Source organism: Methylomonas rivi (assembly GCF_024505165.1).
Classification (GTDB): domain Bacteria; phylum Pseudomonadota; class Gammaproteobacteria; order Methylococcales; family Methylomonadaceae; genus Methylomonas; species Methylomonas rivi.
Genome location: NZ_JANIBK010000100.1, coordinates 1 through 14604, shown reverse-complemented (window position 1 = coordinate 14604; position 14604 = coordinate 1). Strand labels below are relative to the sequence as shown.

Genomic DNA, 14604 nt, shown 5'->3' with positions numbered 1-14604 from the left:
GCCGTCAGCAACGACCTCTGGCGCCGCGCCGCCGCCTGTCTGCCCGGCGACAACACGTCTTGCTCCATGCGCGCGGCGGTGGTGGACGAAAGCGCATACGACTGGGAAGACGACACGCCCCTGGCCATCCGCAGCGAAAAAGCCATTATTTACGAATTGCACGTGGGCGGCTTTACCCGCCACCCGTCCGCCAAGGTCAAACACCCGGGCACGTTTGCCGGTTTGATCGAAAAAATCCCCTATTTACAGCAACTGGGCATCACCCATGTCGAACTGTTGCCGGTCATGGCCTTCGACGAACAAGACGTACCGCCGCATACCGCGGAGCTGAATCTGCACAACTACTGGGGTTACAGCACCCACAGCTTCTTCAGCCCTCACCCCGGCTACTGCGTCACGCCGCAACAGGCCAGCCATATCCGCGAATTCCGCGATTTGGTCAAGGCCATGCACAAGGCCGGCATCGGCGTCATCATGGACGTGGTGTTCAACCATACCTCGGAAGCCGGCGCCGAAGGCCCGGTCATCAACTTTAAGGGCATCACCGGCAACAGCTTTTATTTGACCGACAAGTTCGATAAACGCATTTTTCACGACTACACCGGCTGCGGCAACACCGTCAACGCCAACCATCCCTTGGTCAGCAATTTCATCATCAGCTGCCTGGAATATTGGGTGCGGGAAATGCACGTCGACGGTTTCCGCTTCGATCTGGCCAGCGCGCTGGCGCGCGGGGAAGACGGCCAGGTCATGCAGGATCCGCCGGTGGTATGGGGCATAGAACTGTCCCAAAAACTGGCCAAGGCCAAGCTGATCGCCGAAGCCTGGGACGCCTCGGGCCTGTACCAAGTCGGCAGCTTTCCGGGCTACCGCTGGGGCGAATGGAACGGCATGTACCGGGACACCATCCGCCGATTTTTGCGCGGCGACCCGGGCGTCGCCAACGAAGTGGCCACCCGTATTTGCGGCAGCAGCGATTTGTATCAACACCAGGGCCGCCTGCCCATCAGCGGCATCAATTTCATCACCTGCCACGACGGCTTTACGCTGAACGACCTGTTTAGCTACAACCACAAACACAATGCCGCCAACGGCGAAAGCAACCGTGACGGCTGCAATAACAATCTGAGCTACAACTGCGGCGCCGAAGGCCCCACGTCCAATACCGCGATTAAAGCCTTAAGGCATAAGCAGGCCAAAAACGCCTTCGCCATTTTATTGCTGAGCCATGGCGTGCCGATGCTGCTGGCCGGCGACGAATTTCTGCACAGCCAGCAAGGCAACAACAACTGTTATTGCCAGGACAACGAACTCAGCTGGCTGAATTGGGCGGACAGCAGGCAAAATGCCGACATCCTGCGTTTCGTGCAGCAAATGATCCAGCTGCGCAAACGCCACGCCTCGCTGATGCGCCGTAATTTCCTTACCGGCGCCATGCTGGAACACAGAGGCATCGCCGACATCACTTGGCATGGCTTAACGCCGGACCAGCCGCCCGAGTGGAACAATTCCGAAAACCGCTTTCTGGCGTATACCCTGGCCGGTCTCGATGCGGAGGATGCCGACTTGCATGTGGTGATGAACATGTCGGACGACAAGCACAGCCTGCACTTGCCCAACATAGCCGACAGAACCTGGTGTCTGGCGGTCGACACCTCCCTGAAAGCCCCCCACGACATCATTCCGTCGGAACTGCAAAAACCGCTTAAAAAACCGGTTTACAACGTGGACAGCCGCTCGGTGGTGGTGTTCGAAAACATCGAAAACCGCTTGCTGAACGACGCATCGCCGGGCTTTTTCAGCAAACTGGCGCATATGAAAATCTTCGATTTGAACGAATAAGTCAGGCTGCCCGGAAATCGACGGGTAGCCGTTGCGTTTACTCCACGTAACGGCCACCCTTCCGACCCCGCCCCTGCCCATTCCGCTCCAAATCAGCCACCTGTTCCGAAGAATTGGGGCCACCGATGCCGATACGATTACGCCGGAAGTGAACGAAGGCTTTTGGGAGCGGCTAATTGTCGAAATCGACCCGTTTCTGACAGATGAGATTTAAGTTGCGGTGACCGGAAAAGGCAAATAAGCTGCCTGTCAAAATGTAGGTGCGATTAGCAACTTGCGTAATCGCACATTTCGAAGTCAACATTCCTCCGATTACGCTACCGCTAATCGGAGCTACGCGGGCTTAAAAACAAGGAGACTAAAAATGATTTGTGAGATTTCTGGACAACGGCTTGTGATTAGTGAAAAGGTGCTTCTCGTAGCTGATTCTCAGCGAGCAGCGGTGGAAGCTGCGCTCCGAAGCTGCGGTTGTAAAGCTGAGTGGTCTCAGGCTGTTTCCGCATTGGAGACATATAACGATTTTAGCGAGGGAAATGGTGTGTCCGTGTGGGCAATGTCCTTAACAAACAAGGAAGACGCGAAGAAGGTTCAGTCTGCACTAGATGCCGTAGAGCAGCCTTATGAGTCTTTTTGATTTTTTCAAACGGAAGAACCCTATCAAGGAAGAGAAGGCGAAAAGGCAATATCCCATGCTTTTTGCGGTAAAGGCTCCTCCAGAATTGCGCCCTGCGTTCGACAAGATATTTTTTGAGACAATGAAAGATGTTGATGGCCTGTCCAAAGCGGAAAAGATGAAGATTCACAAAATAATTTCCGGCTGCGAAGGCGGCCATCTAAACCAAGCGGGGTACTATAATCTTGTCTATGAGCAATTTTTTAAGGATCGGCAATGGAGTTGGGGGGAACTCGAAAGGTGGCAATGCCGCTTTGATGAATTGGGGGAATATCCCGCAAGGTGGCTCAGGAGAGTACCGGATCGCGATATTGATGATGTTGGAGTTCTTCATCGGCTTCGCGTTTCTGACATTAAGGGTGTCTTATTATCCCTTGGGGTAGAACTTCCCAAGGTCAAGAAAGACGATCTAATCAATTTTGTGATGGCTGACGCTGAGCTGAAAGATGCCGTTTTAAACAGTCAGAATGCAATTGAGATTCGTGAAAAATCCAAATTTAGATGGAACCGTAATGAAGAGATTTACGGTTTTCTTATACGAACCATGTCCTTTCGTGCAAATTCCCTATGCGATGAAAAGCGTCGAGCCCAACTTGGGATAAATAGAACTGACTGCAACCTCTCGATCACATTTGAAGAAGACCGTAAGTTCATCGACATTGCATTAACTGAGAACCCTAACGCCTATCCACCATTCTTCCCCGGTGATTTATCATTTTACCGCTGGGATGCAAATTGAAGGGCCGAAGGGCGGATAAGCGAAGCGTCATCCGCCGCCTTGGGTAAGGCCGTAGATGTGGTAAACGAGAACCGAATCGGTCGCGATTGGTGCGGTTCGTAAACTCACCACACCCTACGCCTGCTTTGGGCTAGACATTCGCCATTGGCGCTTTTGTTCCGTCTGTTGACTTTTGGCCGTTTCCTGCCGGACAAAGAGACGTTCAATACCGTGCTGAACGGCTAATCCGTTGCCTCCTTGTAATGCGCTGGCAACTTGCCAGCCGCATCAACAACAATAGCCGCGGTTATGGCCCGTTGCGCGCGCGGCGGATGAATAATGTTTGCCGAACATTCGCAAATATCTTTATCATGAACTTCACTGGACCACTTTCCCGGGAGGCCGCCATGCCTAATTCCAAAGCGTTTTTACCAGCCATCGCCCCGCTATGCTTGCTGCTGGCCTTGAATGCCTGCTCGTTCTCGCACAGTTCGGAGTCCAGTTCCGACAGCATCGGCAGCCTGTCCGATGTTGCCTCTTCGCCTTCGTCATTATCGTCATCCAAGAACAGCAAAAAGTACCAGTCCGATGTGGTGGATTATACCTATGCCTATTTGAAGTCGTCGTCCGATACCACCGACTATAACGAGTTCCAAAAAGGCTTGGCCGAGATTGCCGATAAGCACGGCGTCAGCGATTGGGAATCCGACCCTCTGACCTATAAAGCCATCGGCAAGGCCTTGAAAAAAGCCCATATCGACGGCGTGGGGTATGAAACCTTCAAGAAAAATTTCGCCGATGGCGACAGCGAAAAAATGCAGCAGATTCAGGATGGCTACGATAGCCAGAAATAAGCCTTGAAGCGGCTGGCCGGATTGTTGGCGTTGCTGTGGTTGGGCGGCGCCAACGCCAAACCCATACATTACTTGTACATAGAAGCCAACGAAGGCACGGCCAGCGGCGGCCACGTCGCACTGCAACTGGAAGATACGGTTTTCCATTATCAGTACAGCGACGGCCTGATCCGCTTGGCCAAAGACGATGGCGCCGCCTTCGATTTCGACTACCGTTACCTGCAAAACCGCAATCTGCGGGCTGCCGATATCGAAGTATCGGATGACAGCTTTGCCGTTTTGCAGGATTACTTCAACCGCCAATTCTGGGATCAGGACAGACAGTTCAAGCATTTTCAGGCTTTGGAAAACGATAGGCAGCTGCTGGCATGGTTGCTAAGCCTGAAAACAGCCGCCCCTGCCCTTCCCCACCCGGCGCTGAAATTGCCGGCCGCCGGCTTGTTCTATGCCGCCGGCAACTTCGACGACACCCCACCCGAGAGCGGCCCCTGTCAAACGCAAGCGGCGGCCGACAGCGTTACGGGGCAGTTGCGCCGGCAGCTTGAACAAAAACACGGGGCCGGTTATTTAGCGCAACGGATAGACAACCAAACCCAATCCATTCTGCATCTAGCCCCGCCTGACCTAGCCAACTTAAACGGAGAGTCGAACTACACCTTCTCGCAAGCGTATCTGGACAAGCTCAACGGCTTATTGGCTTTGCAGGCTTTACAGGCCTCCAAACCGCTATCCGCCACGGCGTGCCATGCGCTGGCCGGCGAGGACGGCCGCCTCGACCCGGCGCAAATATCAGCATTACAAGGTTATCGGCTACAGCTGATGCACAGCGCGCAAAACCTGTTGAACTCGAAACGTCCGGACTGGGGACAGGCCTTGTTTGTGTCCTTGGCCCGCCTTGTGGCGACAGAGCAAAGCCTTGCCGGCGGCCAGTGGGTTTTTCTGGACGACTTTGCGCCGGATGCCACCGTGATCGATACCGCCCGTTACGCCAATCAAGCGGCCGCCATGCAACAACACTTTCTGGCGGCCCAAAACCGCTGGCGCCGGCAGCGGCAGGCATTAACCGCCGCGCAAACCCTGGACGATCTTGGCTACGCCGATCTGGAACTCGCCGCCAACCGTTACCGCGAATGGCAAGCCAGTCAGTCGCAACACACCCTGCGTTATCAAGGCCAACAAGCCTTGCCCTTAAAACCGCTGGCCTTGCCTAACCGGGTTTTGCCGCAGCTGTCCGCCCAACAACTGCGGCAAAGCCTAACGGCATTACAAAGCCGCTTGCCGGACATCGGCGACCGCCTGCATCGGCACTATGCTTATGACCTGTTCTCGCGCAATTGCGTCACCGAACTGTTTCGCCATATCGATCTGGCTTTGGGGTCGGAAACCGAACCACGCCTGGGCGGCCGGCTGAATCCCGCCTGGCAAATTATTCCCTTCACGGCTTTTGCCGATCTGCGCCGGCAATATCCGGACAGCCGGACCCGCTTGCTGCCCTCGTTACGCCGGCAACAATTGGCAGAACGCTATGCCGAGGAATTTGCACCTTGGGTATTTGCACGCGAGTCGAACGTGTTGACCGCCGAGCTGTACCGTTACAATCCGGACGATACCGCATTTTTGTTTTTTACCGACGACAGCCTGTTGCCGCGCCCGCTGTTTGGCGCCTTCAATCTGCTGGCCGGGCTTGGCCAGAGCTTGTGGGGCTTGCTGCAAAGCCCGCTCGATGCCGGCGCCGCGTTACATAACGGTACCCGCGGCGTATTGATGAGTCTGCCTGAACTGGTGTTTATCAACATTCGCAAAGGCAGCTACAAATTCGTGTTGCCGGAACAATGGCCGCCGGCAGTGGCGTTACCGTAACCCGGCTGTTTCCTATATGCCCGTATTCAAAATCATCCGTATCCTGATCCTGTTGACGCTGTTTCTCGCTCTGGCTTTTTACGCCCAGCAACAAAAGCTCAAATCCCGCTCCTGGGCAGAACCTTTACAGTTGGTGATTTACCCCATCAATGCCGAGCACGGCAACCCGGCCGTCGACGACTATATCCGGGAACTGGACGACAGCGTATTCGCCCCCATCGACAGCTTCTTCGCCGAACAAAGCCGCGACTACGATTTGATCGCCCAACAGCCGACCGTCACCAAGTTGGGACCGGCAGTGAGCGTGCAACCGCCGCCGGCGCCGTTACCGAATGCCGGTTACGCGGCGATTATCTGGTGGGGGATACAATTCCGTTATTGGGTGTACCGGAACACCCCGGATTCGGACTCCAACATTCGCAGAATCCGGGTATTCGTACAGTATCATACGGCCGGCAAGGACAAACACTTACAGCATTCGCTGGGGTTGGATAAGGGCTTGGTGGCGCTGGTGCAGGCCTTCGCGGCCATCGAACAAGACCAGCAAAACAACATCGTCATCGCCCACGAAGTCTTGCATACCGTGGGCGCCGGCGATAAATACGCGCCGGACAACAGCGCGCTATTTCCCATCGGTTACGCCGATCCCGACCAGTCGCCGCTCTATCCGCAAAAGCGGGCGGAAATCATGGCCGGCCGGATCGCCTTATCGGAAACCCGCATGCGCATGCCGAACAGTCTGACCGAGTGCATGGTGGGGGAAACCACCGCGCGCGAAATCAATTGGCTGCGCTAAACGCGCAGTCCGGGGCGCCAGCCCTTGCCCGCGTATCCGTTGTTTAAGCCGAAAAGGAGGAACCGCAGCCGCAGGTGGTGGTGGCGTTGGGGTTGCGGATCACGAACTGGGCGCCGCTTAAATCTTCCTTGTAATCGATCTCGGCGCCGTTCAGGTATTGCACGCTCATCGAATCGATCAAGACCGTGACGCCGCCGTTTTGGATTTGGGTGTCGTCGTCGTTGACTTCTTCATCGAAGGTAAAGCCGTATTGAAACCCGGAACAACCGCCGCCGGTGATATAAACCCGCAGTTTGAGGTTGTCGTTACCCTCTTCCTGAATCAAACCCGCAACCTTGCTTGCGGCACTGTCGGTAAATACAATGGGATCGGCCATAAAAGTCTCTCTAAGTAACTGATAAAAAATGATTATGCTTTTACCTACTATTTTAATCAAGAATTATTCGCTTGGCTACGCCTAACCGCAAAACATCCCGCTAACCGCGCTTTCCCGCCTACAGTCCCGCCAGGTAAAGTTGGGTGAATTCGACAACGGGCACCGGCTTTCCGAAAAAATAACCCTGTCCGCACTGACAGCCTTCCGCCATTAAAAAATCCCGTTGTTGCGAATTTTCTATGCCCTCCGCAACCGTTTCCAACTGCAAGCTTCTGGCCATGGCAATCACGGCGCGGGCAATGGCGTTGCTGTTGAGGTCGTTCGGAATGTCCTGCACAAAAGACCGGTCTATTTTTAAGCGCTGAATGGGTAACCGCTTTAAATATTTCAGGCTGGAATAACTGGTGCCGAAATCGTCTATGGCCAGTTCCACCCCCATTTGCCGCAGGGCGTCCAAAATCGCAAATGACTGTTCCGCCTCGATGATGAAACTTTCGGTCACTTCCAGTTCCAGGAAGTTAGCCGCCAATCCGGTTTCGCGCAGAATTTGCCCCACCGAATCGGCGAAATTACCGCGTTGAATCTGCAAGGCCGAGACGTTAACGGATACCCGTTCCAGTTTTAAGCCCTGATTCAGCCATTGCTTGATTTGCCGGCAGGTGTTTCTGACCACCCATTCGCCCAGCTTGACAATCTGGCCGGACTCTTCCGCCAAGGCGATGAATTGCGCCGGCGAGATGCTGCCCAACTCGGGGTGCAACCAGCGGACCAGCGCTTCCGCGCCGATCAGTCTGCCGGTCGTCAAATCGAATTGCGGTTGATAATGCAAGCTCAGTTCGCCGCGTTCCTCCGCATTGCGCAATGCACTTTCCAGCATCAGATTTTCGTAGACCGTGCGGCTCAAGCCGGCGCTATAAAACTGGCAATTATTCCGGCCCTGATTTTTAGCGTGGTACATGGCGGTGTCGGCATGTTTGAATAGGTCTTCGATACTGGAGGCGTCTTCGGGGTACATGGCAATGCCTATGCTGGGCGTCACGATAAATTCCCGCCCATCTACCGTTATCGCGTGGCTCAATATCTTCGACAGTTTACCGGCAATGCCATGGGCCAACGCCGGGCTTTCCAGTTCGCCGAGAATCACCACGAATTCGTCCCCGCCCAACCGGGAAACGGTATCGGTTTCGCGCACTGCCGAAGCCAAGCGCTTTCCCACCTCCTTCAACAATCGATCGCCCACCGAATGCCCGAAACTATCGTTAATGTTTTTAAAACGATCCAGATCGATAAACAGCACGGCCAGCCTATGTTGTTGCTGTTCGGCCCGCCGCATGGCAAGCGACACGCGTTCTTCGAGCAGAATCCGGTTGGCCAAGCCGGTTAGCGGGTCGTGATGGGCTAAATGGGACAGACGCTCTTCGAATTGCTTGATGCCGGTGATATCGGTCATGATGGCGACATAGCTGCTGATAGTGCCCTTGCCGTCCCTGACCACATTGATATTTTCCAGCATGGGAATCACTTCGCCGGACTTATGCCGGTTCCAGATTTCGCCCTGCCATTGCCCCTTCTCAAGCAAAGCCCGCCATAAATCGTTAAAGAAGCCGTCATCGTGCAAACCCGATTTCCATTTCGAAGGGAATTGGCCGATCAATTCGGCTTGGGTATAACCGGTCATGGCGCACAAGGCCTTGTTGACGGCCACGATGCGGTTATCGGTATCGGTGATGACGATACCCTCGGAGGTATTTTCGAAAACCGTATGGGTTTGCGACAGTTTTTGTTCAAAATGCTTGCGCAGGGTAATGTCGCGCACAATCAAGGTATAAATCCGCCGCTTGTCCATCGGCAGGCAGGCAATCGACAACTCGACCGGAAAAGCGGATTTATCGGCGTAACAGGCAAAAATCTCGGTGGCTCGGATTACCCCGCCTTTTTGCACGCGCTTCAGCAGCCAGCGGAAGCCTTGGTCCCCATCAACCTGTTCGGCATCGGAAAACAGGCATTCCGCGGGCCGGCCCAACACCGTATCAGCCGTATAGCCGAACATCTCCTGAGCGGTGCGGTTAAAGCTTTCTATCAATCCCTGTTCGTTCAGAATAATGATGCCGTCTCCGGCATTGTCGAGTATCAGCCGGTTTTGCTGTTCGCTGGCCTTTAACGCCGCCAGGGTGGCCTCTTTTTGTTCGTCCAAACGTTTGCGTTCCAGCTCCATGCCAATGCGCTGCCCGACTATTCTCAGCAGTTCCAGGTCTTGTTCGCTAAAATCGTGCGGCCTGTCATCCAGTAGACAGGTCACCGCCACGACCTTACCCGCATTATCCAAGGCCGGAAAACCGCAATACGAAAAGGCGTTATGCGCCTGTAGAAACGCGGCCCGCGGAAATTGCGCGGCCACATTCTGGATCACCCGAATATCCTTGGATAAGGCGACGGTTGCGCAAGGGGTAACGGCTAGCGGGCAAGACCCCGCATCGGTGTAAATTTCCCCTTGCGCATACACGCTGATAAATTGCAGGTTTTCGCCTTGAATTTCGGACAGGCAGACCACCTTGACAGCCAGCAGCTCGCCTATCATACGGGCGGCATAGCTAAAAACCTCCATCGGATCGCCCGACATCAGCAGGCTTAATTCGTACAGGCGCTTGAGCCTGTTAATTTGCCGCGCGGAGACGTCCGCACCGTCATCCGCCTGGCCGCAATCGAAATTTTTCACTGTTGCCTTACCCATTCCGGCTATCCCCCAACCTTTTTTACGCACCGTTTTAGGAAAAGAGACACTTTCCTGCGTGTTATCCAGTATAAAATACCACAATACCGACCAGACAAAATACACGACAATTCAAGATGTTAGAGCGACAACCTCTTTTTTATTTTTAGTTCACGCAACCTGCTATTTCCAGCCTAAACCGCCATGCGCATCATCTCCATCAACCTAAACGGCATCCGCTCCGCGGCCAGCAAAGGCCTGTACGAATGGCTGGATCAGCAACAAGCCGACCTGGTCTGTCTGCAGGAATTGAAAGCCCAGCAAGCCAATCTGACCGAGCAAATGCGGCGTCCGCACGGTTACTTCGGCTACTTTCACTACGCGGCAAAGAAAGGCTACAGCGGGGTGGGCCTATACAGCAAACAACCGGCCGATGAGGTTATAGAGGGCTTGGGACATGCCGACATCGACGCGGAAGGCCGTTATCTGGAAGCGCGGTTCGGCAATTTATCGGTGGTTTCGCTGTATCTCCCGTCCGGTTCCAGCGGGCCGGACCGCCAAGCCGTCAAATTCAGCGTCATGGCGCGGTTTTATCCGCATCTGGCGGACTTGATGGCCAGCGGCCGCGAAGTGGTGGTATGCGGCGACTGGAACATCGCCCACCAGCGGGCCGACTTGAAAAACTGGCGCGGCAACCAAAAAAACTCCGGCTTCCTGCCCGAAGAAAGAGCCTGGTTCGGACAGGTTTTGGACCAACAAGGCTGGGTGGACGTTTATAGAAAACTGCATCCGGACGCCACCGACGCCTGCTACACCTGGTGGAGCAACCGCGGCCAAGCCTGGGACAAAAACGTGGGCTGGCGCATCGACTATCAAGTGGCAACCCCTCAACTGGCCGGCAGCGCGGTATCCTGCGGCATTTATAAAGACCAACGCTTTAGCGATCATGCACCGTTGACCGTCGATTACGCGCGGGTATTCGCCGGCACCCCGGCGAAAAAATGAAGGGCCGTTTTTAACCGTCTATTTTTAGTTACCCCAAAATTGAGATGTCGAAACACAGTATCTTGCCTATTTTCCTCAGCGGCTTGCTCGGCTTGGGCTTGTGCGGCAGCCCCGCGCGCGCGCAGGAAAAAAACATGACCCTGGCTTATATCGAGACCGGTTTAAAGGAGTTAAACAACACCGATAAACACGTCGCCCTGCAAATATTGGCCAAGGAATTAACCAAAAATGTCGATACGCGGTTAGCGGTTACACCGTTAAACAGCGTGCGGGAAATGCTGGATTTGGCCAATGCGGGAAAACTCAATTACAGCCTGATCAACAGCTATTTTTATCTAAAAAATATAGAGCAACTGCGTCCATTGATAACGGATGAAATATGGGCGGCCCAGCGCGGCCAGGATCTTGAAGAAGACTATGTGTTAATTGTCAACAATGACACCGATTATCGAGATATTCGCAGCCTGTCCGGCAAACGCCTGTCTACGTATACGGATGATTTACTGATGGGATTTTATTTGCAACAACTTATCCAACGAGAAGCAAATACATCGCCCGAGCGTTTTTTCAAATCCATAAAAGACACCAGAACCCTGTCCCAATCCGTATTGGATGTGTTTTTTAAAACCAGCGACGCCTGTCTGGTCCCGAATCACATTGTCGATTTAGTCGTCGAACTCAATCCCGCGGTAAAACAGGGTATTAAAATAGTCCATCACTCAGGCGCCAATTTCATCATGGCTTTGATACTGGTATTCAAAAATAACCCGGAAACGGAAGCAAATGCCATTCGCGGCAATTTGCAAGAGCTGCCCAACAGTGTCGCCGGACAGCAGATTCTGGAATTATTTCACATTAAAACCATTACCCAAATACCGCCGGAGTCTCTGAATAACATGTTAAGCCTTTATCGACAACATCAGGAAAATCAACATAAAAAAACCCATTGATGCTTAACGGTTTTGTCGGCATTCAGGCAGGCATTATCCGAGAAAAAACTGGACCGTTATGGCGGAACGCCATGCTCCGCCATAACCAAAGGTTAAACTTTATGTGCATCTATTCAGGTTGGGTTAGGCGTCAGCCGTAACCCAGCGCATCGGCCTATTGCGGTTCAATAACTTCGATAGTCGGATTACGCTCTACCGGGCTTTTATGCCCTTGAGGGTAAACCCGGCCTACGCAATTGATCCGCATCGGCCGGCATTCGCTGAATAGTTACTTCTTATTAAAAAAATACAAATCGCCGAACTTACCTTTTAAGGTCATATTTTTGTCGTTTACTTCCACCAGGGAATACACGTCATATTTATCCGGTCTGCCTAAAAGGGAGATTTTTAATTTCCCATCTTCCACTTCGTAATTAACCGGCGGCTGATCGTAGAAAACCCCTTCGCGCGGGATATGCAAAATGGTGACTTTGCCTCCGCTAAAATTCCAGGTATCTTCCCGTTTCAGTATCTCTTCGCTCGCCGCATTTTTTTTGGTGTGATCCAGCTTCCATGAACCTTGCACTTCGTCTTTGGATTGCAGAGTCACATCCGCGTAAACGGCGGGCATAAACAAGGATAAGCCCAACAACATTGCCGCTGCATTTATTTTTTTCATTATTATTTTCCTATTCTCTAATTGACACCTTTTGGATTCTACTCGCCTAAATCCGATAACTAAAGCAAAGAAAATAAATTTAATTAATTGCCGTTTATTTATTAAAACTATTATATAAATTATAGGGTTGCGGGATTTTAGAATTTAAATATGCGGCACGAAAACCGGCGGTAATGTTCTGTAAGGAAGTGGAGAAATCATCGACGTACCTGTCCGAGGCTTTACGTTGCGCATATGAGTGCACACCTCTATAGACTTTGCTAGCGCGGGCATTCAACGCTACGTTCGGCAATTTTTAATACAGTTCCGCCGGCAAAGCCAACCCGGATTCCGCGAAGCTGCATCCGGGCTACTTGCTTTTGATTGAGAATCCATTTCATGCGGCACAATAATTGAATTCAAGGGGATGACTGCAAAATGGCAACAGCCCCTACTCATGGGCAATAGTTTTATCGGTAAACAAATAGTCCTTCAGCTCGTGGTCGAATTTCGGGTCTTGGCGGCGTATCCATTCCAGCACCATCGCCGCGTGCTCTTTTTCCTCGTCGCGGTTATGCGCCAGAATGGCTTTCAGTTCCGGGTTTTTGCAGGCGTCGACGCGCTGGTTATACCAATCGACCGCCTCCAGTTCTTCCATTAACGACGTAATCGCCCTGTGCATATCGCGGGTCGCGTCGGAAAGTTCGTTTACGGGTTCGTGATAACCTTCGTTTGCCATGGTTTTATCTCCTTAGGTGGGTTTTGGGGATTGTATCCCAATGGGATGGGGTTCGGCAGCAACGGCAACGGCAAAGCGCGGCTCTTGATTTTTTGTGCTTCGCGCTGAATAGTTGCGTAAAAACCGAAGCCCACTCATGCGGCCAGCGGTTTGCGCATGGTGACGAATTCTTCGGCCGCCGTCGGATGTATGCCGATGGTGGAATCGAACACCGCTTTGGTGGCGCCGGCCCGGATGGCAACCGCCATGCCCTGAATGATTTCCCCGGCGTCGGCCCCGACCATGTGAATGCCCAAGACCCGGTCGCTGCTTCGCTGCACCAGCATTTTCATCAAAGTCTTTTCGCCCAGGCCGGACAAGGTATGCTTCATCGGCGTGAACACCGATTTATACACGTCGATGTCATTGGGATAGCGCTTTCCGGCTTCTTCCTCGGTCAGGCCGACCGTGCCGACGTTGGGCTGGCTGAACACCGCCGTCGGAATATGCTCGTAATCCACCGGCGTCCACTGGTTTGCATACAGCCGATTGACCAGGGCCATGGCTTCGGCGGTGGCCACCGGCGTTAGATTGACGCGGTTGGTCACGTCGCCCAAGGCATAAATCGAAGGCAGATTGGTTTGATAATATTCGTCAACCTTGACTGCGCCGTCCTTGTCCAGCATCACACCCACGCTTTCCAGCCCCAGGTCGGCGGTGTTCGGCACCCGGCCGGTGGCATACAGCACCAAATCGGCGGCGATGGTTTGGCCCGCAGCGGTATGCGCGAGGTAGCCGTCGGCGCTGGCTTCGATACGGGTAATTTCGCTGTTTAAATGTATGTCCATGCCTTTTTTTAACATTTCTTGCGCGACAAACGCGCGGACATCACGATCGAAACCGCGCAGCAGTTTGTCGCCACGGTAACTCAAGCTGGTGTGAACACCTAAACCGTGCATGATGCCGGCGAATTCCACCGCGATATAACCGCCGCCGACGATCAAAATCCGTTCCGGCAACTGCTGCAGGGCAAACATATCGTCGGAGGTGGAAATGAATTCCTTACCCGGAATATCCGGCAGCCAGGGCCGGCCGCCGGTCGCCAGCAAAATCCGTTCGGCGCGGAAGTTTTGCCCGCCGACCGCGACGGTATGCGCATCCAGCAGCTTCGCCTGTCCGTTTACGACAGTGACGCCGCTATTGTCCAACAGGCCTTGATAGACAGTTTGCAAACGGCCGATTTCGCGGTTTTTCTGCGCCAATAGCCGCGACCAGTCGAAACGCGGCAACTCGACAGACCAACCGAAACCGGCGGCAGCGGCAAAGTCCTCCTGAAAATGCGCGGCGTAGACGAACAGTTTTTTCGGCACGCAGCCGACATTGACGCAAGTACCGCCCATATATTGATGCTCGGCAATCGCCACCCGCGCGCCCAAACCGGCCGCCGTGCGCGCGGCTCGCACGC

13 protein-coding genes are annotated in these 14604 nt (G+C 53.6%); 8 read left to right on the top strand and 5 right to left on the bottom strand.

What is annotated here, in order from left to right; all coding sequences use genetic code 11:
* From NP596_RS15245 to NP596_RS15220, 6 genes are all read left to right on the top strand, one after another.
* The coding region (locus NP596_RS15245) for a glycogen debranching protein (protein ID WP_256616242.1) at window positions 1–1842 on the top strand (1842 nt) is incomplete at its 5' end.
* A 364-nt stretch (window positions 1843–2206) separates the two neighbouring features.
* Window positions 2207–2476 carry a hypothetical protein gene (locus NP596_RS15240; RefSeq protein WP_256616241.1) on the top strand — a complete coding sequence of 90 codons (270 nt, stop codon included), beginning with the start codon at window positions 2207–2209 and terminating at the stop codon, window positions 2474–2476.
* On the top strand, window positions 2463–3254 hold the full coding sequence (locus tag NP596_RS15235) for a hypothetical protein (protein WP_256616240.1): 792 nt from the start codon (window positions 2463–2465) through the stop codon (window positions 3252–3254). Before NP596_RS15240 ends, NP596_RS15235 begins: the two co-directional genes overlap by 14 nt.
* Before the next feature lie 386 nt (window positions 3255–3640).
* Window positions 3641–4087 (top strand): putative lipoprotein, encoded by a 447-nt coding sequence (locus tag NP596_RS15230; protein ID WP_256616239.1) that lies wholly within the window; start codon window positions 3641–3643, stop codon window positions 4085–4087.
* 3 nt (window positions 4088–4090) lie between these two features.
* Window positions 4091–5947: a hypothetical protein gene (locus NP596_RS15225; RefSeq protein WP_256616238.1), complete on the top strand. Its 1857-nt coding sequence runs from the start codon at window positions 4091–4093 to the stop codon at window positions 5945–5947.
* Between the two features lie 16 nt (window positions 5948–5963).
* Window positions 5964–6743 (top strand): hypothetical protein, encoded by a 780-nt coding sequence (locus tag NP596_RS15220; protein ID WP_256616237.1) that lies wholly within the window; start codon window positions 5964–5966, stop codon window positions 6741–6743.
* Between the two features lie 43 nt (window positions 6744–6786).
* Here NP596_RS15220 and erpA read toward each other — a convergent pair whose 3' ends face one another.
* A complete protein-coding gene (gene erpA, locus NP596_RS15215; RefSeq protein WP_256616236.1) occupies window positions 6787–7119 on the bottom strand; it encodes an iron-sulfur cluster insertion protein ErpA in 333 nt (110 codons plus the stop codon).
* A 118-nt stretch (window positions 7120–7237) separates the two neighbouring features.
* On the bottom strand, window positions 7238–9835 hold the full coding sequence (locus NP596_RS15210) for a bifunctional diguanylate cyclase/phosphodiesterase (RefSeq protein WP_256616235.1): 2598 nt from the start codon (window positions 9833–9835) through the stop codon (window positions 7238–7240).
* Between the two features lie 198 nt (window positions 9836–10033).
* Here NP596_RS15210 and NP596_RS15205 point away from each other — a divergent pair, with 198 nt between their 5' ends.
* Together NP596_RS15205 and NP596_RS15200 are read left to right on the top strand one after the other, a co-directional pair.
* Window positions 10034–10834 (top strand): exodeoxyribonuclease III, encoded by an 801-nt coding sequence (locus tag NP596_RS15205; RefSeq protein ID WP_256616234.1) that lies wholly within the window; start codon window positions 10034–10036, stop codon window positions 10832–10834.
* A gap of 44 nt (window positions 10835–10878) precedes the next feature.
* A complete protein-coding gene (locus NP596_RS15200; RefSeq protein ID WP_256616233.1) occupies window positions 10879–11784 on the top strand; it encodes a phosphate/phosphite/phosphonate ABC transporter substrate-binding protein in 906 nt (301 codons plus the stop codon).
* A gap of 268 nt (window positions 11785–12052) precedes the next feature.
* Here the strand turns inward: NP596_RS15200 and NP596_RS15195 are convergent, their stop codons facing one another.
* From NP596_RS15195 to gorA, 3 genes are all read right to left on the bottom strand, one after another.
* On the bottom strand, window positions 12053–12442 hold the full coding sequence (locus NP596_RS15195) for a hypothetical protein (RefSeq protein ID WP_256616232.1): 390 nt from the start codon (window positions 12440–12442) through the stop codon (window positions 12053–12055).
* A 430-nt stretch (window positions 12443–12872) separates the two neighbouring features.
* Window positions 12873–13160 carry an encapsulin-associated ferritin-like protein gene (locus NP596_RS15190; protein WP_256616231.1) on the bottom strand — a complete coding sequence of 96 codons (288 nt, stop codon included), beginning with the start codon at window positions 13158–13160 and terminating at the stop codon, window positions 12873–12875.
* 134 nt (window positions 13161–13294) lie between these two features.
* On the bottom strand, window positions 13295–14602 hold the full coding sequence (gene gorA / locus NP596_RS15185) for a glutathione-disulfide reductase (protein ID WP_256616230.1): 1308 nt from the start codon (window positions 14600–14602) through the stop codon (window positions 13295–13297).
* Window positions 14603–14604: the final 2 nt, after the last annotated feature.